18 protein-coding genes are annotated in these 20,887 nt (G+C 69.4%); 12 read left to right on the forward strand and 6 right to left on the reverse strand.

The annotated features are described in order from the left end of the window. Positions 1-11 precede the first annotated feature (11 nt). The 3 genes from ACUN0C_RS00855 to ACUN0C_RS00865 form a co-directional block, all read right to left on the reverse strand. On the reverse strand, positions 12-953 hold the full coding sequence (locus tag ACUN0C_RS00855; RefSeq protein WP_445464423.1) for a TAXI family TRAP transporter solute-binding subunit: 942 nt from the start codon (positions 951-953) through the stop codon (positions 12-14). A 143-nt stretch (positions 954-1,096) separates the two neighbouring features. Next, positions 1,097-1,582 (reverse strand): bacterioferritin, encoded by a 486-nt coding sequence (bfr, locus tag ACUN0C_RS00860; protein WP_445464424.1) that lies wholly within the window; start codon positions 1,580-1,582, stop codon positions 1,097-1,099. Positions 1,583-1,645: 63 nt separating this feature from the next. Next, positions 1,646-1,957 carry a (2Fe-2S)-binding protein gene (locus ACUN0C_RS00865; protein WP_445464425.1) on the reverse strand — a complete coding sequence of 104 codons (312 nt, stop codon included), beginning with the start codon at positions 1,955-1,957 and terminating at the stop codon, positions 1,646-1,648. A 265-nt stretch (positions 1,958-2,222) separates the two neighbouring features. Here ACUN0C_RS00865 and ACUN0C_RS00870 point away from each other — a divergent pair, with 265 nt between their 5' ends. From ACUN0C_RS00870 to ACUN0C_RS00920, 11 genes are all read left to right on the forward strand, one after another. Then, complete coding sequence (locus tag ACUN0C_RS00870; RefSeq protein ID WP_445464426.1) at positions 2,223-3,869, forward strand: peptide chain release factor 3; 1,647 nt, start codon at positions 2,223-2,225, stop codon at positions 3,867-3,869. An 820-nt stretch (positions 3,870-4,689) separates the two neighbouring features. Then, positions 4,690-5,451: an ABC transporter ATP-binding protein gene (locus ACUN0C_RS00875; RefSeq protein ID WP_445464427.1), complete on the forward strand. Its 762-nt coding sequence runs from the start codon at positions 4,690-4,692 to the stop codon at positions 5,449-5,451. Next, positions 5,444-6,187 carry an ABC transporter ATP-binding protein gene (locus ACUN0C_RS00880; RefSeq protein WP_445464428.1) on the forward strand — a complete coding sequence of 248 codons (744 nt, stop codon included), beginning with the start codon at positions 5,444-5,446 and terminating at the stop codon, positions 6,185-6,187. Before ACUN0C_RS00875 ends, ACUN0C_RS00880 begins: the two co-directional genes overlap by 8 nt. 24 nt (positions 6,188-6,211) lie before the next feature. Further along, entirely contained in the window at positions 6,212-7,417 is a 1,206-nt protein-coding gene (locus ACUN0C_RS00885) for an ABC transporter substrate-binding protein (protein WP_445464429.1), read from the forward strand. 88 nt (positions 7,418-7,505) lie between these two features. Further along, positions 7,506-8,393: a branched-chain amino acid ABC transporter permease gene (locus ACUN0C_RS00890; protein WP_445464430.1), complete on the forward strand. Its 888-nt coding sequence runs from the start codon at positions 7,506-7,508 to the stop codon at positions 8,391-8,393. 1 nt (position 8,394) lies between these two features. Further along, positions 8,395-9,378 carry a branched-chain amino acid ABC transporter permease gene (locus ACUN0C_RS00895; RefSeq protein WP_445464431.1) on the forward strand — a complete coding sequence of 328 codons (984 nt, stop codon included), beginning with the start codon at positions 8,395-8,397 and terminating at the stop codon, positions 9,376-9,378. 119 nt (positions 9,379-9,497) lie between these two features. Beyond that, on the forward strand, positions 9,498-10,616 hold the full coding sequence (locus ACUN0C_RS00900; protein ID WP_445464432.1) for a polyamine ABC transporter substrate-binding protein: 1,119 nt from the start codon (positions 9,498-9,500) through the stop codon (positions 10,614-10,616). A 91-nt stretch (positions 10,617-10,707) separates the two neighbouring features. Further along, positions 10,708-11,856, forward strand: a complete 1,149-nt coding sequence (locus tag ACUN0C_RS00905; RefSeq protein WP_445464433.1) for an ABC transporter ATP-binding protein — start codon at positions 10,708-10,710, stop codon at positions 11,854-11,856. A gap of 3 nt (positions 11,857-11,859) precedes the next feature. After that, a complete protein-coding gene (locus ACUN0C_RS00910) occupies positions 11,860-12,762 on the forward strand; it encodes an ABC transporter permease subunit (protein WP_445464434.1) in 903 nt (300 codons plus the stop codon). Then, entirely contained in the window at positions 12,762-13,349 is a 588-nt protein-coding gene (locus ACUN0C_RS00915; RefSeq protein ID WP_445464435.1) for a sugar O-acetyltransferase, read from the forward strand. The genes ACUN0C_RS00910 and ACUN0C_RS00915 overlap by 1 nt, the downstream gene beginning before the upstream one ends. Further along, on the forward strand, positions 13,349-14,146 hold the full coding sequence (locus ACUN0C_RS00920) for an ABC transporter permease (RefSeq protein WP_445464436.1): 798 nt from the start codon (positions 13,349-13,351) through the stop codon (positions 14,144-14,146). Before ACUN0C_RS00915 ends, ACUN0C_RS00920 begins: the two co-directional genes overlap by 1 nt. 3 nt (positions 14,147-14,149) lie before the next feature. Here ACUN0C_RS00920 and ACUN0C_RS00925 read toward each other — a convergent pair whose 3' ends face one another. Further along, entirely contained in the window at positions 14,150-15,895 is a 1,746-nt protein-coding gene (locus tag ACUN0C_RS00925; RefSeq protein ID WP_445464437.1) for an AsmA family protein, read from the reverse strand. 138 nt (positions 15,896-16,033) lie between these two features. Between ACUN0C_RS00925 and ACUN0C_RS00930 the strand changes: the two genes are divergently transcribed. Beyond that, positions 16,034-17,992, forward strand: a complete 1,959-nt coding sequence (locus tag ACUN0C_RS00930) for an acetoacetate--CoA ligase (protein WP_445464438.1) — start codon at positions 16,034-16,036, stop codon at positions 17,990-17,992. Here ACUN0C_RS00930 and ACUN0C_RS00935 read toward each other — a convergent pair. Both ACUN0C_RS00935 and ACUN0C_RS00940 read right to left on the reverse strand, forming a co-directional pair. Then, on the reverse strand, positions 17,959-19,704 hold the full coding sequence (locus ACUN0C_RS00935; RefSeq protein ID WP_445464439.1) for an ABC transporter permease: 1,746 nt from the start codon (positions 19,702-19,704) through the stop codon (positions 17,959-17,961). The genes ACUN0C_RS00930 and ACUN0C_RS00935 overlap by 34 nt on opposite strands. Positions 19,705-19,779: 75 nt before the next feature. Continuing rightward, a complete protein-coding gene (locus ACUN0C_RS00940) occupies positions 19,780-20,823 on the reverse strand; it encodes a Fe(3+) ABC transporter substrate-binding protein (RefSeq protein ID WP_445464440.1) in 1,044 nt (347 codons plus the stop codon). Positions 20,824-20,887: the final 64 nt, after the last annotated feature.

Here is a 20,887-nt window from a genome sequence, read left to right on the forward strand (position 1 = left end):
CCCCGCCGCGATCACATCGCGTTGTTTTCCTTGAAGTAGCGCTCCGCGCCCGGATGCAGCGGCGCCGGCGGGTTCTGGGCCGCATCCTCGAGCTTGATCGCGCGGGCGGCGGAATGCGCGGCGGCCATCTGGTCGAGGTTCTCGAACATCGTCTTCGTCATCTGGTAGACGAGCTCCTCGTCGACGTCGGCGCTCGTGACCAGGTAGTTGACGACCGCGGCGGAGTTCACGTCCGCGTCCTGGCCCGTATAGGTGCCGGCCGGGATGGTCGCCGAGATGTAGGGCGTGCCGATCTTCTCGATGATCTCCGCCGGCACCTCGACGACCGTGATCGGGACCGAGGAGGCGAGGTCGCGGATCGAGGCGACGCCGAGGCCGGCCGATTGCAGCGTGGCGTCGAGCTGGCGGTTCTTCATGAGCTCGACCGACTCGGCGAAGGGCAAATACTCGACCTTGCCGAGGTCCTGGTAGGAGAGGCCCGCAGCGCCGAGGATGGCGCGCGCGTTGAGCTCGGTGCCGGATTTCGGCGCGCCGACCGAGACGCTCCTGCCCCGGAGATCCTCGAGCGTCTTGATGCCGGAATCGGCCGAGGCGACGATCTGGATGTAGTTCGGGTAGATCGCGGCGATGGTGCGCAGCTTGTCGAGCGGCTTGGCGAAGCCGGCATCGGCGTTGCCCTCGACCGCCAGCACGAGGCTGTCGCCGAGCGTGAAGGCGATCTCGCCCTTGCCCTGCTGCAGCAGGTTGAGGTTCTCCACCGAAGCCTTGGTCGCCTGCACCGAGGGACGGGTGTCCGGGATCGAGGCGTAGATCTTCGAGAGCGCGACGCCGAGCGGGTAGTAGACGCCCGACGTGCCGCCGGTGAGGATGTTCACGAAGGTCTCGGCGCGGACCGCCCCGGAACTGGCGAGCGAGATCGCCGCCACCGCCGCCATGGTCTTCCAGAACCTCATGATTTCACTCCCTGATGTCGTTGGTGCTTGCTTGCGGAGGGGACACTATACCGGCTCGCGGGCCGGAGGCGAGCCGAATCCGGCGGCCTCCCGCCTGCCGCGGGCGCACCCCGTGCGGCGCGCCCGGCCGCACCGACGGCAGGCTATTCCGCTTCGTCGGCGGGCTTCGCCTGGAGCAGCTTGTAGCGCTCCTCGCCGATCGAGCCTAGGAGGTCGAGCTGCGTCTCGAGGAAGTCGATGTGGCCCTCCTCGTCCGTCAGCAGCTCCTCGAAGATGTTCTTGGAGACGTAGTCCTTCGCCTCCTCGCAGACGTCGCGGAAGCGCGTATAGGCCTCCTTGGCGTCGTATTCTCCGGCAAGGTCGCTCTCCAGCACCTCCTTGATGTTCTGGCCGACGCGCAGCGGCGCGATCGTCTGCAGGTTGGGATGGCCCTCGAGGAAGATGATGCGCTGCACCAGCTTGTCGGCGTGGTGCATCTCCTCGATCGATTCCTTCCGCTCCTTGTCGGCGAGACGCTGGAAGCCCCAGTCCTCGAGCAGGCGGTAGTGGACCCAGTACTGGTTCACCGCGCCGAGCTCCATCTTGAGGGCCTGGTTCAGGCTCTCGATGACGCGTTCGCTACCTTTCATTGTGCTCCCCTTGGCCGTGGTCGCGGTCATCTTTAGGCCAGAGGCGGGGAAGGGCAAGGTGCTTTAGAGCGGTTCCAAGATGGCGACACGGCGCTCCACCACCACCGTCACGCGCTCGACCTCGATCTGGATCCGCTCCTCGTCCGGCGGCGGCGCGGCCTCGGCCTCCGCCTTCATGCGCTCGCGGATCGCCTCGCCGTGCTCCAGCATGATGCGCACGACCTGCGGGAAGCAGCCGCCGCATTTCCCGCGCTTGCCCATGCGGTGATAGATGCGGCCCGGCGTGAGGACGGCATAGAGGTCCTCGCCGAGGATCTCCTCGATCGTCGCCTCGATCGCGCGGCGCGTGATGATGTTGCACGAGCAGACGATCATGGTGCCTCGGCTGGCGTGATGACCGGCGGCCGTGTCGTCCGTGTGACGGCCGCCCAAAGGTGCACCCGCCATAGATCATTTGAACGGGGGCGAATTCAAGACCTCGCGAATCAGGATATCGTTCCGGACTCCACAAGGGCAGTTCGAATCCGTACATGGATGCCGTCGCGCGCCCGCTCTGCCGGGCGATTCGGCGCCGTGCCGGGCCTTCGCGCCCGGTCTTGCGGCGCTCCGTCGCGGCGGCGATCCAGCGGGTGATTTCGAGATGAGCGGACTGGGACTGCAGAGCGATGCCGGGCGCGCCGATGCCGCGCCGGGGAATGCGGCGCCCGACGCGCTCGACCACCGCACCCGGCGCTCCTTCGCCATCATCTCGCATCCCGACGCCGGCAAGACGACGCTGACCGAGAAGCTGCTCCTCGCCGGCGGCGCGATCCGGCTCGCCGGCGCCGTGCGCGCCCGCGGCGAGCGCCGCCGCACCCGCTCCGACTGGATGGCGATCGAGCGCGAGCGCGGCATTTCCGTGTCGTCCACCGTCATGCGCTTCGAGCGCGGCGGGCTCGCCTTCAACCTCCTCGACACGCCGGGCCACGAGGACTTCTCGGAGGACACCTACCGGACGCTCACGGCGGTCGATTCCGCGGTGATGGTGATCGACGCCGCCAAGGGCATCGAGAGCCAGACGCGCAAGCTCTTCGAGGTCTGCCGGCTCCGCGACATCCCCATCGTCACCTTCGTGAACAAGATCGACCGCGAGGGCCGCCACCCGTTCGAGCTCCTCGACGAGATCGAATCGACGCTCGCGCTCGACGCCGCGCCGGTCGTCTGGCCGGTCGGCATGGGCACCGACTTCCACGGCGTGTTCGACCTCGTCGGCAACCGCTTCCTGACCTCCTCGCAGGGCCGCGGCGGCGCCTTCGACACGGTGATCGAGACCGACGGGCCGGATGACCCGAAGCTCGAGGCCCACGTCTCCGCGCAGACGCTCGCCGAGTTCCGCGACCAGGTCGCGCTTGCGCAGGAGGGTTATTCCGCGTTCGACCGCACCGCCTTCCGCGAGGGCCATCTCACGCCCGTCGTCTTCGGCAGCGCGCTCCGCGACTACACCGTCGACGCGCTGCTCGACCTGATCGCGGCGGAGGCGCCGTCGCCGCGCCCGCAGCCGAGCGAATCCGGCGACGTCCCGCCGGACGACGATGCCGTCACCGGATTCGTCTTCAAGGTCCAGGCCAACATGGACCCGAACCACCGCGACCGCATCGCCTTCGTCCGGCTCTGCTCGGGCCGGTTCCGGCGCGGCATGAAGCTCAACCACGTGCGCACCGGCAAGGCGCTCACCGTCCACAGCCCGGTCATGTTCTTCGCGCAGGAGCGCCAGATCGCGGACAATGCGGTTGCCGGCGACGTGATCGGCATCCCGAACCACGGCACGCTGCGCGTCGGCGACACGCTTTCCGAGCGCGACGCGATCCGCTTCACCGGCCTGCCGGCCTTCGCGCCGGAAGTGCTGCGGCGCGTGCTCTCCGGCGACGCCAGCAAGGTGAAGCAGGTCCGCCAGGCGCTGGAGGATCTCGCCGAGGAGGGCCTCGTCCAGGTGTTCCGCCCCGCGCTCGGCTCGCAATGGATCGTCGGCGTGGTCGGCATCCTGCAGCTCGACGTGCTGAAGTCCCGCGTCCAGGGCGAGTACGGCGCCGCCATCGAGCTCGAGACGGCACCCTTCGTGACGGCGCGCTGGGTGAGCGCCGACGACCCGAAGGCGCTCGAAGCGTTCAGGGGCGAGAACATCGGCGCCATGGCCGAGGACCGCGACGGCCGCCCGGTCTATCTCGCCCGCAGCCAGTGGGAGCTCGACAACAACCAGAAGCGCTACCCCGCCATCCGCTTCAGCGACACCTGCGAGCTGATCTACTGAGCCGCGGGGCCCGCCCGCCCTTCACTCTATCTCTGTCTCCGTCTCGGTCTCTCTCTGTCGTCATGCCCGGGCTCGACCCGGGCATCCAGCACAGCCTCGCCTCTCGGGGACGCCGCTGGATCGCCGGATCGAGTCCGGCGATGACGACAGAGTACGAGGCGAGACCAAGAACCACTCCGGCGCGCCGCGCCCTCTCTGTCGAGTGAGGCGAGGCCTGGCGCCCCTTCCTCTGTCCGGTGAGGCAAGGCCGCCCCCCTCCCTCTGTCGTCATGCCCGGGCTCGACCCGGGCATCCAGCGCAGCCTCGCCCCACGGCACGCGCCGAGTGGATCGCCGGATCAAGTCCGGCGATGACGACAGAGTACGAGGCGAGACCAAGAACCACTCCGCCGCCCGCCCCCCCTCTCCGTCGAGTGAGCCGAGGCCAGTCCCCTCTCTCTGTCGTCATGCCCGGGCTCGACCCGGGCATCCAGCACAGCCTCGCCCCTCGGAAGCGCCGCTCCTGGATCGCCGGATCAAGTCCGGCGATGACGACAGTGAAGAGGCCACCCCGAGAACCACTCCGCCGCCTGCCCCACTCTCTGTCGGCTGAGGCGAGGCCGGGGCCCCCTCTCTGTCGGGTGAGGGACCTGCGCGCCAGTCCCCTCTCTCTGTCGTCATGCCCGGGCCCGACCCTGGCATCCAGCGCAGCCTCGCCGACATCGGAGGCGCCGCTCCGCTGCCGCTTCTTTAGGCCCAAGGGCGCATTGACCTCGCCTGCCGGATGGATTTCTCTCTCTCCCGACGAACGAGAAGAACGGGTCGGGAGGAGCCGGTTGGCCATGGCGGCGACCGACGAGGTCATTCTGCGCACGTCCGGCCTCCGCAAGGAGTTCAAGGGCTTCGTCGCCGTCGACGGGGTCGACCTCACCATCCGCCGCGGCTCCATCCACGCTTTGATCGGCCCGAACGGCGCCGGCAAGACGACCTGCTTCAACCTCCTCACCAAGTTCCTGAAGCCGAGCGCCGGGTCCATCACCTATAACGGCCGCGACATCACGCGCATGGCCCCGGCCGACATCGCCCGGCTCGGCCTCGTGCGGTCGTTCCAGATCTCCGCCGTGTTCCCGCACCTCACCGCGCTCGAGAACGTGCGCGTCGCGCTGCAGCGCCGGCGCGGCGATTCGTTCGACTTCTGGCGCTCGGAGCGCGTGCTCCACCGCCTTGACGGCGAGGCGGACGGGCTCCTGCAGGACGTCGGCCTCCAGACCTACCGCGACGTGCGCGCCGGCGAGCTCTCCTACGGGCGCAAGCGGGCGCTCGAGATCGCCACCACGCTCGCCCTCGACCCCGAGCTGATGCTGCTCGACGAGCCGACCGCCGGCATGGCAGCCGAGGACGTCGAGCGCACGACCGCGCTCATCGAGCGCGTCTCCGCCGACCGCACCGTGCTGATGGTGGAGCACAACCTCTCCGTCGTCTCGACGCTCTCCGACTGGATCACCGTGCTCGCCCGCGGCCAGGTGCTCGCCGAAGGCGACTACGACACCGTCTCCAGCGACCCGCGCGTGCTGGAGGCCTATATCGGGACCGGCCATGCCTGAAGCCCAGACCCTCGCCCGCCCCGAGGATACGGCCGCCGAGAGCCTGCTCACCGTGCGCGACCTGCACGGCTGGTACGGCGAATCGCACGTCCTCCACGGCATGGCCTTCGACGTCGGGGAAGGCGAGGTCGTCACGCTCATCGGCCGCAACGGCGCCGGCAAGACGACCACGCTGAAGGCGATCATCGGCATCCTGGAGAAGCGCAGCGGCTCGATCCGCTATGCCGGCCGCGAGACGGTCGGCCTGCCGTCGCGCACGATCGCCCGGCTCGGCATCGGCTATTGCCCCGAGGAGCGCGGCATCTTCGCGAGCCTCGACGTCGAGGAGAACCTGCTCCTGCCGCCGGTCATCCGGCCGGGCGGGCTCCCGGTCGAGACGATCATGGCGCTCTTCCCGAATCTCAAGGAGCGGCTGCGCAGCCAGGGCACGAAGCTCTCCGGCGGCGAGCAGCAGATGCTGGCGATCGCGCGCATCCTGCGCACCGGCGCCCGCCTCCTCCTCCTCGACGAGCCGACCGAGGGGCTCGCCCCGGTCATCGTCCAGCAGATCGGCCGCACCATCCAGCGGCTGAAGACGCTCGGCTTCACCATCGTGCTCGTCGAGCAGAACCTGCACTTCGCCTCCACCGTCGCCGACCGCCACTGGGTCGTCGAGCAGGGGCGGGTGGTCGACATGTTCAGGAACGAGGACCTCGAGGCCAACAGCGAGAAGCTCCACGCCTATCTCGGCGTCTGAGCGATACGAACGGGAGGAAGTAGCATGCGAGTAAAGAGCCTGATCCTTGCCGCGGCGGCCGCCGCACTGATGAGCGGAACCGCGCTCGCGCAAGGCATCGACGTGAAGATCGGCGTTCTGAACGACCGCTCCGGCGTCTATGCGGACCTCTCCGGCGAGGGCTCCGTCGTCGCCGCGCGCATGGCCGTCGAGGACTTCGACGCCGCCGGCAAGGGCATCAACGTCACGATCGTCTCGGCCGACCACCAGAACAAGCCGGACATCGCCTCCAACGTCGCCCGCCAGTGGATCGACCAGGACGGCGTCGACGTCATCGTCGACGTGCCGACCTCCTCGGCCGCCCTTGCCGTCAACGAGGTGGTGCGCGAGAAGAACAAGGTGTTCCTGAATTCCGGCGCCGCCGCCTCCGACCTGACCGGGTCGAAGTGCTCGCCGAACCTCGTCCACTGGACCTACGACACCTGGGCGCTCGCCCACGGCACCGGCGGCGCGATGGTCGAGCAGGGCGGCGACAGCTGGTTCTTCGTCACCGCCGACTACGCCTTCGGCCATGCGCTGGAGCGCGATACGGCGGCGGTCGTGGAGGAGAAGGGCGGCAAGGTGCTCGGCGCCGTCCGCCATCCCTTCCCCGGCCAGGACTTCTCGTCCTTCCTGCTGCAGGCGCAGGCCTCGGGCGCCAAGGTGATCGGCCTCGCCAATGCCGGCGGCGACACGATCAACGCCATCAAGCAGGCCTCCGAGTTCGGCATCACGCAGGCCGGGCAGAGCCTCGCCGGCCTCCTCATCTTCCTCACAGACGTCCACGCGCTCGGGCTGGAGACGGCGCAGGGCCTGGTGCTCACCGAGGCGTTCTACTGGGACCTCAACGACCAGACCCGCGAATGGTCGAAGCGCTTCGCCGCGGCCCATGACGGCGACATGCCGACCATGGTGCAGGCCGGCGTCTATGCCGCGGTGCTGCATTACCTGAAGGCGGTGGAGGCCGCGCAGTCCGACGAGGCCGGCGCCGTCATGGCCAAGATGAAGGAGATGCCGACCGAGGACCCGCTCTTCGGCAAGGGCGAGGTGCGCCAGGACGGCCGGCACGTCCACGACATGTACCTCTTCCAGGTGAAGAAGCCGGAGGAATCGCAGGGCGCCTGGGACTATTACAACGTGCTCGCCACGATCCCGGCCGACCAGGCCTTCCGGCCGCTCGCCGACGGCGGCTGCCCGCTCGTCACGCAATAGCCGCCTCGCCTCCGGGCGCAGGCGACGACGCCAGGGCGGCGGATCCCCGGACCCGCCGCCGCCAACCCTCGAGGAGCACAGCCGCCGCATGATGGAGATCTTCGGCATCCCGGCCGCCGCCCTGTTCGGCCAGCTCCTGCTCGGGCTGATCAACGGCGCCTTCTACGCCATGCTGAGCCTCGGGCTCGCGGTCATCTTCGGGCTCCTGAACATCATCAACTTCACGCACGGCGCGCAGTACATGATGGGCGCGTTCTTCGCCTGGATGCTGCTGCACTATGCCGGGCTCAACTACTGGTACGCGCTGGTGCTGGTGCCGATCGCCGTCGGCCTGGTCGGCATCGTGATCGAGCGGCTGCTCATCTCCAGGCTCTACAAGCTCGACCACATTTACGGCCTGCTCCTGACCTTCGGCCTCGCCCTCATCATCGAGGGCCTCTTCCGCAACCAGTACGGCGTGTCGGGCCTGCCCTACACGATCCCGAGCCAGCTCGCCGGCGGCACCAATCTCGGCTTCATGTTCCTGCCGACCTACCGCGCCTGGGTGGTCGTTGCCTCGCTCGTCGTCTGCCTCGCCACCTGGTTCGTGATCGAGCGCACCCGGCTCGGCGCCTATCTGCGCGCGGCGACGGAGAACCCGACTCTGGTCCAGGCCTTCGGCATCAACGTGCCGCGCCTCGTCACCCTCACCTACGGCTTCGGCGTCGCGCTCGCGGGCTTCGCCGGCGTGCTCGCCGCGCCGATCTACTCGCTCAACCCGACCATGGGCTCGAACCTCATCATCATCGTCTTCGCGGTCGTGGTGGTGGGCGGCATGGGCTCGATCCTCGGCTCCATCGTCACCGGCTTCATGCTCGGCCTCGTGGAGGGCCTCACCAAGGTGTTCTACCCGGAGGCCGCCGCCACCGTGATCTTCATCATCATGGCCATCGTGCTGCTCGTGAAGCCGGCAGGCCTGTTCGGACGGGCGACCTGACATGGCAAGCGAGACCGAGACGATCCCCTTCGAGGAGACCGAGTTCGCCGGCCGCTCGCGCTCCAACGTGCATCACGCCTTCATCTTCGCGGGCCTCGCGGTGCTGCTCCTCGCCGCGCCGTTCCTGGTCTATCCCGTCTTCGCGATGAAGGTGCTCTGCTTCGCCCTGTTCGCGTCCGCCTTCAACCTCCTGCTCGGCTATGGCGGGCTCCTCTCCTTCGGCCACGCCGCCTATTTCGGCATGGCGAGCTACGTCTCGGCGCACGCCGCCAAGGTCTGGGGGCTCAACCCGGAGCTCGCCATCCTGTCGGGCGTCGGCGTCGCAATCGTGCTCGGCGCCGTGTTCGGGGCGATCGCCATCCGCCGCCAGGGCATCTATTTCGCGATGGTGACGCTCGCCTTCGCGCAGATGGTGTTCTTCTTCGCGCTCCAGGCGCAGTTCACCGGCGGCGAGGACGGCATCCAGGCCGTGCCGCGCGGCGCGCTGTTTGGCTTCATCTATCTCCGCGACGACCGCACCCTCTATTACATCGTCGCGGCCGTGTTCTTCCTCGCCCTGCTCTTCATCTACCGCGTCATCCATTCGCCGTTCGGGCAGATCCTGAAGGCGATCCGCGACAACGAGCCGAGGGCGGTCTCGCTCGGCTACCGCGCCAACCACTACAAGCTGATCGTGTTCGTGCTCTCCGCCGGGCTCTCCGGCCTCGCCGGCGCGATGAAGGCGATCGTGTTCCAGCTCGCCTCCCTCACCGACGTGCACTGGGCGATGTCCGGCGAGGTCGTGCTGATGACGCTGATCGGCGGCATGGGCACCGTGTTCGGACCGATGGTCGGCGCGGCGATCGTCGTCACCATGCAGAACTACCTGGCGGAGTTCGGCGCCTGGGTGACGGTCATCCAGGGCACGATCTTCGTCGTCTGCGTGCTGCTCTTCCGCGAGGGCATCGTCGGCCTGATCGCCAGGATCGTGCGTCGGCCGCTCTGAGCCGGCGGCGAGGCGCGCCGGTCGGCCGCTTCCGCCTCGGCTTCGGTTGAACCCGCGGCGTTCCGGAAATATGGTTCCCGCTGGTCCGTCCGTTCGCCCGGGCGCGACGTGGGAAGAGCATGCCACAGGAGGTGCAATTGAGAGGCTTGTTCGCCGGGTTCGCCGCCGCCACCCTTCTCGCCGCGACGGCCGGCGCGCCCGCCTCGGCGCAGGGCGACAAGGTCGTCCACGTCTACAACTGGTCCGACTATATCGACGAGGAGATCCTCGCCGAGTTCAAGCAGGAGACCGGCATCGACGTCGTCTACGACGTCTTCGATTCAAACGAGATCGTCGAGACCAAGCTGCTCGCCGGCGGCACCGGCTACGACGTGGTGGTGCCCTCGGCCGAGTTCCTGGCCAGGCAGATCCAGGCCGGCGTGTTCCAGAAGCTCGACAAGTCGAAGCTGCCGAACCTCGAGAACGTCTGGCCCGAGATCGCCGAGCGCGTCGCCATCTACGATCCCGAGAACGCCTATTCCGTCAACTACATGTGGGGCACGACCGGGATCGGCTACAACGTCGCCAAGATCGAGGAGCGGATGCCCGACGCCCCCGTCAATTCCTGGGACATGATCTTCAAGCCGGAGGTGATCTCGAAATTCGCCGATTGCGGCGTGCACCTGCTCGACGCGCCGACCGAGCTCATCCCGGCGGCGCTCTCCTATCTCGGGCTCGATCCCGACAGCCGCAATTCCGAGGACATCGACAAGGCGGCGGAGCTCCTCCTCGCCATCCGGCCGCACGTCCAGAAGTTCCATTCCTCCGAATACATCAACGCGCTCGCCAACGGCGACATCTGCCTGGCGGTCGGCTATTCGGGCGACGTGCTGCAGGCCCGCGACCGCGCCGAGGAGGCCGGGCAGGACGTCGAGATCGCCTATTCGATCCCGAAGGAGGGCGCCATGATGTGGTTCGACCAGATGGCGATCCCGGCCGACGCCCCGCACCCCGACGCGGCCCACGCCTTCATCAACTACATGCTGAAGCCCGAGGTGGCGGCCAAGGCCTCGAACTATGTCTACTACGCCAACGGCAACAAGGCGTCGCAGGAGCTCCTCGACGAGGAGGTCATCAACGACCCCGCGATCTATCCGGACGAGGAGACCGTGGCGAAGCTCTTCACCAAGCTCCCCTACGACCCGCAGACGCAGCGGCTCGTGACGCGGGCCTGGACGCGCGTCACGTCGGGGCAATAGCCGCGCGCCGCGGCGGGCGGCACCGCGGGACAGAGGATCGGGAGCCCGGGACGCGGGCTCCCGCCGCGCCAGTCGAGGGGGAGAGGCCGGGTTGAGACACGTGCTCGGGGCCGTCCGCCGCGCGTTCCAGCCCTGGAACGACCCGGCGGCCAGGCCCTTCATCGAGTTCCGCGGCATCACCAAGCGCTTCGGCGACTTCACCGCCGTCGACGACCAGACGCTCACCATCTACGAGCGCGAGTTCTTCGCCCTGCTCGGGCCTTCGGGCTGCGGGAAGACGACGCTCCTGCGCATGCTGGCCGGCTTCGAGCAGCCGAGCGACGGGTCGATCCTGCTCGAGGGTCGCGACCTCTCCGCCGTGCCGCCGCACCGCCGGCCGGTCAACATGATGTTCCAGTCCTACGCGCTCTTCCCGCACATGAGCGTGGAGAACAACATCGCCTTCGGGCTGAAGCAGGACCGGCTGCCGAATGCGGAGATCCGCGAGCGCGTCGCCGAGATGCTGCGGCTGGTGAAGCTCGAGGGCTTCGCGAAGCGCAGGCCCGACCAGCTCTCCGGCGGCCAGCGCCAGCGCGTCGCGCTCGCCCGCGCGCTCGCCAAGCGGCCGAAGGTGCTGCTCCTCGACGAGCCGCTCGCCGCGCTCGACCGGAAGCTGCGCGAGGAGACGCAGTTCGAGCTCATCAACCTGCAGGAAACGCTCGGCCTCACCTTCGTGATCGTGACGCACGACCAGGAGGAGGCGATGACGGTCGCCGACCGCATCGCCGTGATGAACCAGGGCCGCATCGTCCAGATCGCCACGCCGGCGGAGATCTACGAGGCGCCGCGAACGCGCTACGTCGCCGATTTCATCGGCTCGGTGAACATCTTCGGCGGCACCGTCGAGGGGCGCGCCGAAGGGGCGGTGACGCTCGCCGGCGAGGACGGCATGCGCCTCCGCGTCGCCAATGCCGATGCGGGCCAGGAGGCCGGGCGCAGCGCCTGGGTGGCCGTCCGCCCGGAGAAGATCAGGATCGCGCACGAGCCGCCGGCGGAGCGGGAGCGCAACGCGGTCGAGGGCGAGGTCTGGGACATCGCCTACCTCGGCGACATGTCGATCTACAACGTGCGGCTGGCGAGCGGGAAGATCGTGCGCGCGAGCCTCCTGAACGCCGCGCGCTCGGTCGAGCGCCCGATCACCTGGGAGGACCGCGTCTGGCTCTCCTGGGCGGACGATGCCGGCGTCGTGCTGGCGGACTGAGCGATGGCCCGGACCCGCACGCCGCTGCAGCGCCGGATCGTCACCTGGATCCCCTATCTCTGGCTGCTCGCCTTCTTCCTCGCGCCCTTCGTGATCGTCTTCAAGATCTCGCTGTCGGAGACGGCGATCGCGATGCCGCCCTACATGCCGGTCTTCGACGGGCTCGAGGCGATCGGCGAGAAGCTCGCCCAGCTCTCCTTCGAGAACTACGCCTGGCTCGTCGACGACCCGCTCTACTGGCGGTCCTACGTCTCCAGCCTCCGGATCGCGGCGATCTCCACCGTTATCGCGCTCCTCGTCGGCTATCCGCTCGCCTACGGCATGGTGCGCGCGCCGGCCGGCTGGCGGCCGGTCCTGGTGATGATGGTGATCCTGCCGTTCTGGACCTCCTTCCTGATCCGCGTCTACGCCTGGATCGGCATCCTGAAGCCCGAGGGCCTGCTCAACCAGTTCCTGCTCTGGACCGGCCTCATCGCGAGCCCGCTCTCCATCATCAACACGGACACGGCCGTCTATATCGGCATCGTCTATTCCTACCTGCCCTTCATGGTGCTGCCGCTCTACGCGGTCATGGAGAAGATGGATCCGGCGCTCCTGGAAGCCGCCGCCGATCTCGGCGCCGGGCCGTTCCGGCGCTTCTGGCAGGTCACGGTCCCGCTTTCGCTTCCGGGCGTGCTGGCCGGCTCGCTCCTCGTCTTCATCCCTGCCGTCGGCGAGTTCGTGATCCCGGACCTCCTCGGCGGCTCGCGCACGCTGATGATCGGCAAGACGCTCTGGAACGAGTTCTTCGCCAATCGGGACTGGCCGGTGGCGAGCGCGGTCGCGACCGTCCTCCTCGTCCTCCTGGTGGTGCCGATCGTCCTCTTTCAGAACGCGCAGCGGCGCGTCGGCGGGGAGGGCCGCTGATGCCGAGCGAGAAGGAGAAGATGCTGGCCGGCGCGCTCTACGACGCGACCGACCCGGAGCTCCAGGCCGACATGGAGCGGGCGCAGCTTCTGCTGCGCGAGCTGAACGCGCTCGACATGGCCGACCGGCATCGCCACGCCGCGCTCCTATCGGCGCTGTTCGGCCGGATCGGCGCGGGCACGGTCGTGAAGACCCCGTTCCGCTGCGATTACGGGGCGAACATCGCCTTCGGCGAGGGCGGCTTCGTGAATTACGGCTGCATCTTCCTCGATTGCGCCAGGATCGCGATCGGCGACCGGGTGCAGATCGCGCCCGCCGTGCAGATCTACACCGCCACCCATCCGCTCGATGCCGCCACCCGCGCGAGCGGCCTGGAAAGCGCGCTGCCGGTCACGATCGGCGACGACGTCTGGATCGGCGGCGGCGCGATCGTCCTGCCCGGCGTGACGATCGGCGACCGCGCCGTGATCGGCGCAGGCGCAGTCGTCACCTGCGACGTCCCGGCCGACAGCCTCGCCGCCGGCAACCCGGCGCGCGTGCTGCGCGCGATTGCGCCGGTCGCGCGGGCGACCGGGGGGGTCGCCTGATGCGCCGGTTCAGCGCCTTCAACATGGTGTCGGTCGTTCTCGGCTTCGCGTTCCTCTATCTGCCGATCGTCCTCCTCATCATCTACTCCTTCAACGCCTCGCGCCTGGTGACGGTCTGGGGCGGGTTCTCGACGCGCTGGTACGTGTCGATGCTGAACAACCAGCAGCTCATCGACGCGGCCTGGGTCACGCTGCGGGTGGCGCTCCTTTCGGCCACCGTGGCCACGGCGCTCGGCACGATGGCGGCGATCGCGCTCGTCCGGCGCGGCCGCTTCTTCGGCCGGACGCTGTTCTCCGGCATGGTGGCCGCGCCCCTCGTCATGCCGGAGGTCATCACCGGCCTGTCGCTCCTCCTCCTCTTCGTCGCGATCGGCTTCGACCGCGGCTTCTGGACGGTGACGATCGCCCACATCACCTTCTCCATGTGCTTCGTGGCCGTCGTCGTGCAGTCGCGGCTCAGCTCCTTCGACAGATCGCTGGAGGAGGCCGCGCTCGACCTCGGCGCGACGCCGCTCCGCGCCTTCTTCCTGGTGACGCTGCCGGTGATCTTCCCGGCCGTCGCAGCCGGCTGGATGCTCGCCTTCACGCTCTCGCTCGACGACCTCGTCATTGCGAGCTTCACGACCGGGCCGGGGGCGACGACGCTGCCGATGCGGATCTACAGCCAGGTGCGGCTCGGCGTGACGCCGGAGATCAACGCCGTCTCCACGGTGCTGGTCGGCATCGTCACGATCGGCGTGCTGACCGCCTCCATCCTCGGCAAGACGCGGCGGCCATCAGGGCGCGCCGCCGGCTGACCCTCAGCGCGTCGCGGCCGGGCGCAGCACGGGGTCGGCGAGCGTCCCGGCGACGGCGAAGCGGGAGCCGGCCTCGGCGGCGTCGTTCGCCATGCTGCCCTCGAGCCTCAGGCGGCCGGAGGCGAGGTCGATCTCGCCCTCGATGGCGGCGCGGTCGGGTCCCGCGGTGACGGTTCCCTCCACCGCCGCCAGCCCGTCGTCGAACCTGATCGCCGCCTTGAGCAGGTCGAAGGGCGACGTCGCGGCGTGCGCCTGCTGCAGGTTCTGCCCGTTGCGGAGCGCGGCGGCGAGCGCGGTCAGGCCGAGGTCGGGCAGCGCGCCGGCCTCGATGGACGCGGCCCCCATGCCGGAGAGCCCCGCCACCAGCTCGCCCGCATTGAGGCCCGCGGTCGATACGTCGGCGCTCAGGGTCGCCCGCCCGCGGGCGGTGGCGTCCGGCGCGATTCTGGCGACGAGCTGGCCGAGGTCGAAGGCGTTCGCCCGGAGCTGCGCTTCCATGCCGAAGCTTTCGTCCTGCGGATCGTCGGTCACCGCGATCGTGCCGGAGAGGACGCCCCCGTAGAAGGCGGACTGGGCGATCGCGACCTCGAAGCGGCCGTCCCGGACCGAGGCGGCGGCCGCCGTCGCGCCGGCGGCGAACGGTCCGGCTGTCACCGAATCCGCCGAAAGCCGGATGTCGGCCTCGAGCGCGCGGTACCATTCGGTGTCGAGGCCGACGGAACGCCAGGCGTCCTGCCGCTCCGTCATGGCGGCGCCGATCTCCTGGAAATAGGGCGTCAGGTCGAGGCTCGGGAAGGCGAGCGTGCCGGCGAGGCTCGGCCGGGGCGCGATGCCGACGCGGAGCGCGCCCTGCGCCCGGTTGCCGTCGAGCATCAGCCGCGCGTTGGAGACCGAGAGCGTGCCCTGGTAGAGCTCCGCATCGCCGGCGAGCGTTGCCGCGCCGAGATTTGGGCCGGGGCCGATGGCGCTGCCGACCCAGCCGGCGAAGCCGCGGAAGGAGGGCGTGGAGAGCTCCAGCGCGCCGGCGAGCTGCGGCTGGCGGATGTCGGAGAGCTGGCCGTCGAACCGCCCGTGGATCGAAGGTGCGTCGACCCGCGCCTCCACCGCCGTCGCCCGCCGGTTGGCGAAGGCGAAGGGCTGCTTGGCGCTCGCGCCGAAGTCGACCTTCTCGCCGCGCCAGACGGCCGAGCCGGAAAGCGTGAGCGCGCCGCGCACGCTCGGCCATTCCAGCACGATCCCGACGTCGTCGAGCTGTTCGGCGACCCCGCTCTGTCGGTCGTCGTAGCTGATCGTGCCGTGCCGCAGCTCGAACCGCCCGAGCGGCACGTCCCCGGCGAAAGCGAGCTGCAGCGCCGCCGCACCGGTGTCGAACGCCCAGTTCCGGCGGCCGGTCTCGTCGCGGACGAGCGTCACCACCGGCCGCAGCATGGTGAAGGACTTGATGTCGATCTCGCCGAGCACGAGCGGCAGGATCCGGATCGTTCCCGTGAGCTTCTCGGTCCTGAGGATCTCGCCCCCGGCCATGCCGGACGGCCCCGCCACCGTGACCTCCGTGAGCGTCACCGACGGCTCGGGGAAGAACCGGATTTCCGGCTCGCCGCGCATCGAGACCTCGCGTCCCGTCCACGCGGAGAATTGCTCGGCGACCTGTGTCTTCAGCGCGTCCCGCGGCAGCGCCGCGATCCCGAGCACCGCGGCGGCGGCGAGGAGCGCGACGAGCGCGAGGACGCCCCACGCAATCCGCTTCATGAAGGGAATACCGCCGCTGTCCTGCGCAGCCGATACGACCTCCGCTCCCGAAACGCAAGGCGAACAGCCTTGGCGGCCCGGCGGCCCTGTGCCATGTCGTGCAGGCAGACGAGGAACTTCCGAAGGCCGGACCGCACGATGACCGACACGCCGCTCTGGAGCCCCGATCCCGCAGGTTTCTCCGCGCTCCCGGTCAGCGCCTTCATGGCCGAGGCCGCCCGCCGCGCCGGCGCCGCGATCGCCGATGTCGACGCGCTGCAGGCCTGGTCGGTCGAGGACCCTGCGGCGTTCTGGGACCTCGTCTGGGACTTCTGCGAAATCGTCGGCGAGAAGGGCGACATCCGGATCGCGGATGCCGACCTGATGCCCGGCGCAGAGTTCTTCCCGAACGGGCGGCTCAACTTCGCCGAGAACCTCCTGCGCCACCGCGGCGACGGCCCGGCGCTCGTCTTCCGCGGCGAGGACAAGGTCCGCCGCACGCTCGGCTGGACGGAGCTGCGCGCCCTCGTCTCGCGCCTCCAGCAGGCCATGCACGAAGCCGGCATCGGCGCCGGCGACCGGGTGGCGGCGATGATGCCGAACATGCCGGAGACTGTCGCGATCATGCTGGCGGCGACCTCGCTCGGCGCGATCTGGTCGTCCTGCTCGCCCGATTTCGGCGAGCGCGGCGTGCTCGACCGATTCGGGCAGATCGAGCCCAAGCTCTTCGTCGCGTGCGACGGCTACTGGTACAACGGCAAGCCGATCGACATTTCAGCCAAGCTGAAGGCGATCGCCGCCGAGCTCCCAACCGCGGAGCGGATCGTCGTTGTGCCCTATCTCGGCCATGCCGAGGCTGCGGCGCGCGCCATTCCCCGCGCCGAGACGCTCGACGACTTCCTCTCCGGCCATCACGCGCGGGATCTCGCCTTCGAGCATCTGCCGTTCAACCACCCGCTCTACATCCTGTTCTCCTCCGGCACGACCGGCGTGCCGAAATGCATCGTCCACGGCGCGGGCGGCACGCTGCTGCAGCACGTCAAGGAGCACCGGCTGCACTGCTCGATCCGGCCCGGCGAGCGGCTCTTCTACTTCACCACCTGCGGCTGGATGATGTGGAACTGGCTCGTCTCGGGCTTGGCGAGCGGGGCGACGCTGCTCCTCTACGACGGCTCGCCGTTCCATCCGGACGGCAACGTCCTGTTCGATTTCGCGGCCGACGAGAAGATGACGATCTTCGGCACCTCCGCGAAGTTCATCGACGCCGTCCGCAAGGCCGGGCTGCGGCCGCGCGACACGCACGACCTCTCATCCGTGCGGATGATGACCTCGACCGGCTCGCCGCTCGCGCCGGAGAACTTCGACTTCGTCTATGACGGCATCAAGCCGGACCTCCACCTCGCCTCGATCTCCGGCGGCACCGACATCGTCTCCTGCTTCGTGCTCGGCGTGCCGACCAGGCCGGTCTGGAAGGGCGAGATCCAGGGCCCGGGCCTCGGCATGGCGGTGGACGTCTGGGACGAGGACGGCCGCCCCGTCACGGGCGAGAAGGGCGAGCTCGTCTGCACCCGGCCGTTCCCGTCCATGCCGATCATGTTCTGGAACGACCCCGACGGCGCGAAGTACCGCGCCGCCTATTTCGAGCGCTTCCCCGGAGTCTGGTGCCACGGCGATTTCGCCGAATGGACGCCGCACGGCGGCATGATCATCCACGGCCGCTCGGACGCGACGCTGAATCCGGGCGGCGTGCGGATCGGCACTGCCGAGATCTACAACCAGGTCGAGCAGATGCCCGAGGTGCTGGAGGCGCTCGCCATCGGACAGGACTGGGACAACGACGTGCGCGTCGTGCTGTTCGTGCGGCTCGCGCCGGGGACGGGCCTCTCCGACGACCTCGTCCGGCGCATCAAGGCGAAGATCCGCGAGGGCGCCTCGCCGCGCCACGTCCCGGCGAAGATCGTCGCAATCGCCGACATTCCGCGCACCAAGTCCGGCAAGATCACCGAGCTCGCGGTGCGCGACGTCGTGCACGGCCGCGCGGTGAAGAACAAGGAGGCGCTCGCCAATCCGGAGGCGCTGGACCTCTACAGGGACCTGCCGGAGCTCGCCACCGGCTGATCGGTCCGCCTGCCGAAGCCGGCCGGGCTCTCGGTCCCGCTCCCCAGCAGCAGCACGAGCGGCACGATGCCGATCGCCACGATGACCAGCGCCGCCGGGCTCGCATCCTCGAAGGCGCCGCGCGAGGCCGCGCCGTAGACGAGCGTCGCCAGCGTCTCGAAGTCGAACGGGCGGAGCAGCACGGTGGCGGACAGCTCCTTCATCGTGTCGACGAAGACGAGGAGGGCGGCCGCCACGATCGCCCGCCGCATCAGCGGCAGATGCACCTCCACCAGCGTCCGGCCCGCCGAGCGCCCGAGCGTGCGCGCCGCCATGTCGAGGTGCCGCCCGATCTTTGTGAAGCCGGCGTCGAGCGAGCCGTGCGCGATGGCCAGGAAGCGCACCGTGCAGGCATAGACGATCGCCGCGCCGGAGCCCGTGATGAGGAGGCCGGTGCCGGTCCCGAACAGCGCCCGCGCCGCCGCGTCGATGCGGTTGTCGAGCGCGGCCATCGGGATCAGGATACCGACGGCGAGCACCGTGCCGGGCACCGCGTAGCCGGTCGCCGCGAGCCGGCCGAGCAGCGCGACCGCCCGGCCCTGCGAGAGCCTTGCGGCATAGACGAGCGCGAAGGCGACCGTGACGGCCACCAGCGCGGTCGCGGTGGCGACCATGATGCTGTTGGCGGCGGCGGCGAGGACCGCCGGCTCGGCGAAGCGCTCGAGCCGCCGCGTCGCGTAGTCGAGGAGGAGGGCGCCCGGCATCAGGAACCCGACCGCGACGGGCGCGGCACAGGCAGCGACCGCGCCGGCCGCGCGCCATCCGGACAGAGTGAAGCGCGGCGGCGGCTCGCGTCCGCCGAAGGCCACGTTGAAGCGCTGCCGCCCGCGTGCGCTCCGCTCGGCGTGGATCAAGAGGAGCACGATCAGGAGGAGCACCAGCGCGAGCTGCGCTGCGCCGGCGAGGTCGGCGCGGTTCAGCCAGGTCTGGTAGATCGCGAAGGTCAGCGTCCGCACGCCGAAGAAATCGACCGCGCCGATGTCGTTGATGCACTCCATGAGCGCGAGGCTGACGCCGACGGCGATCGCCGGCCGCGCCATCGGCAGCGCGATCCGGAGGAACAGGCGCCACGGCGAGGCGCCGAGCGTACGCGCCACCTCCATCACGTGCGCCGACTGCATCAGGAACAGGATGCGGGTCGTGAGGTAGACGTAGGGGTAGAGCACCGCCGTCATCGCGAAGATCGCGCCCGGCAGCGACCGGATCTCGGGGAACCAGTATTCGCGCGCGGTCCGGAAGCCGAACAGCGTTCGCAGCGCGCTCTGCACCGGGCCGGTATAGTCGAGGATCTCGATATAGGCGAAGGCGACGAGATAGGTCGGCACGGCGAGCGGGAGAACGAGCGCCCATTCCAGCACGCGCCGGCCGGGGAAGCGGCAGACGGCGACGAGCCAGGCCGTGCCGACCCCGATCACGGCCGTGCCGATCCCGACGCCCGCCATCAGCAGCAGCGTGGTGACCGTCGCGCCCGGCAGGACGGTGCGCAGCAGATGCGGCCAGGTCGAGCCGACCGCGCTCGCCGCGATGACGAGGAGGGCGGCGAGCGGCAGCGCCATCACGACCCAGACGAGGGCTGCGGCGGCGAGCGGCCAGGCGTCCGCCCGGCCCGGGCCGCGGGTCCGTGCGCGCCGGCGCAGGATGCCGGCGACGAGCGGCCGCCCGATCTCCGTCACGGCCGCGCCGCCGAAGAAAAGGCGAGCGCCGTGGAGGGCGCCCGCCGCGTCATCCTGTGGAAGCTCCCGTCCGTGTCAGGAACTCGGGCCGTCGTCGTAGCCGACCTTGTCGACGAGTTCGCTCGCTTCCTGGCGGTGCTTCGCGATCTCGGCGAGCGGCAGGGTGTCGGGCTTCAGGTCGCCGAACGAGGCGACGATGTCGGACACCGCGATCCCCTTCTCGACGGGATACTCGTGGTTCGTTTCGGCGTAGATCCGCTGCGCCTCGTCGCCGGACAGGAATTCCATCAGCTTCACGGCATTGTCGCGGTTCGGCGCGTTCTTGGCGAGCGCCATGCCGGAGATGTTGACGTGCGTGCCGCGATCGCCGGCGTTCGGCATCAGCACCTTGATGGCGCTCGCCCACTCCTTCTGCTCCGGCTCCTTCTCGTTCGTCATCATCAGCGCGACGTAATAGGTGTTGCCGAGCGCGATGTCGCACTGCCCGGCGAAGATCGCCTTGGCCTGGTCGCGGTCGCCGCCGGCGGGCTTCACCGCGAGATTGTTCTTGAGGCCCGTCAGCCACTTCTCCGCCCCTTCCGCGCCGAGATGGGCGACCATCGCGGAGAACAGGCCGATATTGTAGACGTGCTGCCCGGAGCGCGTGCAGATCCGGCCCTTCCACTTCGGGTCGGCGAGTTCCTCGTAGGTGATCGCCTCCTCCGGCACGCGGTCCTTCGAGGCGTAGACCACCCGGCCGCGCATGGTGAGGCCGAACCATTCGCCTTCGGGATCGCGGTACTCCGCCGGCACGTTCGCCTCGATCGCCGCGTTCGCGAGCGGCGCCGTGATGCCGGCCTCCTTGGCGGCCGCGAGGCGGTTGATGTCGACGGTCAGGAGCACGTCGGCGGGCGAGTTGGCGCCCTCGGCCCTGATCCGCTCCTCGAGCCCGCGATCGGCGAAGATCACGCGCGTCGCGATGCCCGTTTCCTTGGTGAAGGCGTCGAGGAGGGGCTGGATCAGCTCGGGCTGCCGGTAGGTGTAGACGTTCACCACTTCGGCGGCCTGGGAAAGGGACGGGCCTGCGGCGAGCAGGAGGGGGGCGAGCAGTGCCGCGGCGCTGCGGGTCGGGACGGTCATCGTGATCTCCAATCGGAAGGGTTCAAGGCCCTGGCGTCGGGGTGTTCGAAACGGGCGCGACTAT

This window comes from Faunimonas sp. B44 (assembly GCF_052655945.1).

What these genes read in the sequence shown, in the direction of transcription:
- ACUN0C_RS00940 (WP_445464440.1), bottom strand. Translation starts at nt 20,823, where the DNA reads ATGACCGTCCCGACCCGCAGCGCCGCGGCACTGCTCGCCCCCCTCCTG.
- ACUN0C_RS00890 (WP_445464430.1), top strand. Translation starts at nt 7,506, where the DNA reads ATGATGGAGATCTTCGGCATCCCGGCCGCCGCCCTGTTCGGCCAGCTC.
- ACUN0C_RS00855 (WP_445464423.1), bottom strand. Translation starts at nt 953, where the DNA reads ATGAGGTTCTGGAAGACCATGGCGGCGGTGGCGGCGATCTCGCTCGCC.
- ACUN0C_RS00920 (WP_445464436.1), top strand. Translation starts at nt 13,349, where the DNA reads ATGCGCCGGTTCAGCGCCTTCAACATGGTGTCGGTCGTTCTCGGCTTC.
- ACUN0C_RS00895 (WP_445464431.1), top strand. Translation starts at nt 8,395, where the DNA reads ATGGCAAGCGAGACCGAGACGATCCCCTTCGAGGAGACCGAGTTCGCC.
- ACUN0C_RS00865 (WP_445464425.1), bottom strand. Translation starts at nt 1,957, where the DNA reads ATGATCGTCTGCTCGTGCAACATCATCACGCGCCGCGCGATCGAGGCG.
- bfr (WP_445464424.1), bottom strand. Translation starts at nt 1,582, where the DNA reads ATGAAAGGTAGCGAACGCGTCATCGAGAGCCTGAACCAGGCCCTCAAG.
- ACUN0C_RS00930 (WP_445464438.1), top strand. Translation starts at nt 16,034, where the DNA reads ATGACCGACACGCCGCTCTGGAGCCCCGATCCCGCAGGTTTCTCCGCG.
- ACUN0C_RS00885 (WP_445464429.1), top strand. Translation starts at nt 6,212, where the DNA reads ATGCGAGTAAAGAGCCTGATCCTTGCCGCGGCGGCCGCCGCACTGATG.
- ACUN0C_RS00870 (WP_445464426.1), top strand. Translation starts at nt 2,223, where the DNA reads ATGAGCGGACTGGGACTGCAGAGCGATGCCGGGCGCGCCGATGCCGCG.
- ACUN0C_RS00925 (WP_445464437.1), bottom strand. Translation starts at nt 15,895, where the DNA reads ATGAAGCGGATTGCGTGGGGCGTCCTCGCGCTCGTCGCGCTCCTCGCC.
- ACUN0C_RS00900 (WP_445464432.1), top strand. Translation starts at nt 9,498, where the DNA reads ATGCCACAGGAGGTGCAATTGAGAGGCTTGTTCGCCGGGTTCGCCGCC.
- ACUN0C_RS00880 (WP_445464428.1), top strand. Translation starts at nt 5,444, where the DNA reads ATGCCTGAAGCCCAGACCCTCGCCCGCCCCGAGGATACGGCCGCCGAG.
- ACUN0C_RS00875 (WP_445464427.1), top strand. Translation starts at nt 4,690, where the DNA reads ATGGCGGCGACCGACGAGGTCATTCTGCGCACGTCCGGCCTCCGCAAG.
- ACUN0C_RS00910 (WP_445464434.1), top strand. Translation starts at nt 11,860, where the DNA reads ATGGCCCGGACCCGCACGCCGCTGCAGCGCCGGATCGTCACCTGGATC.
- ACUN0C_RS00915 (WP_445464435.1), top strand. Translation starts at nt 12,762, where the DNA reads ATGCCGAGCGAGAAGGAGAAGATGCTGGCCGGCGCGCTCTACGACGCG.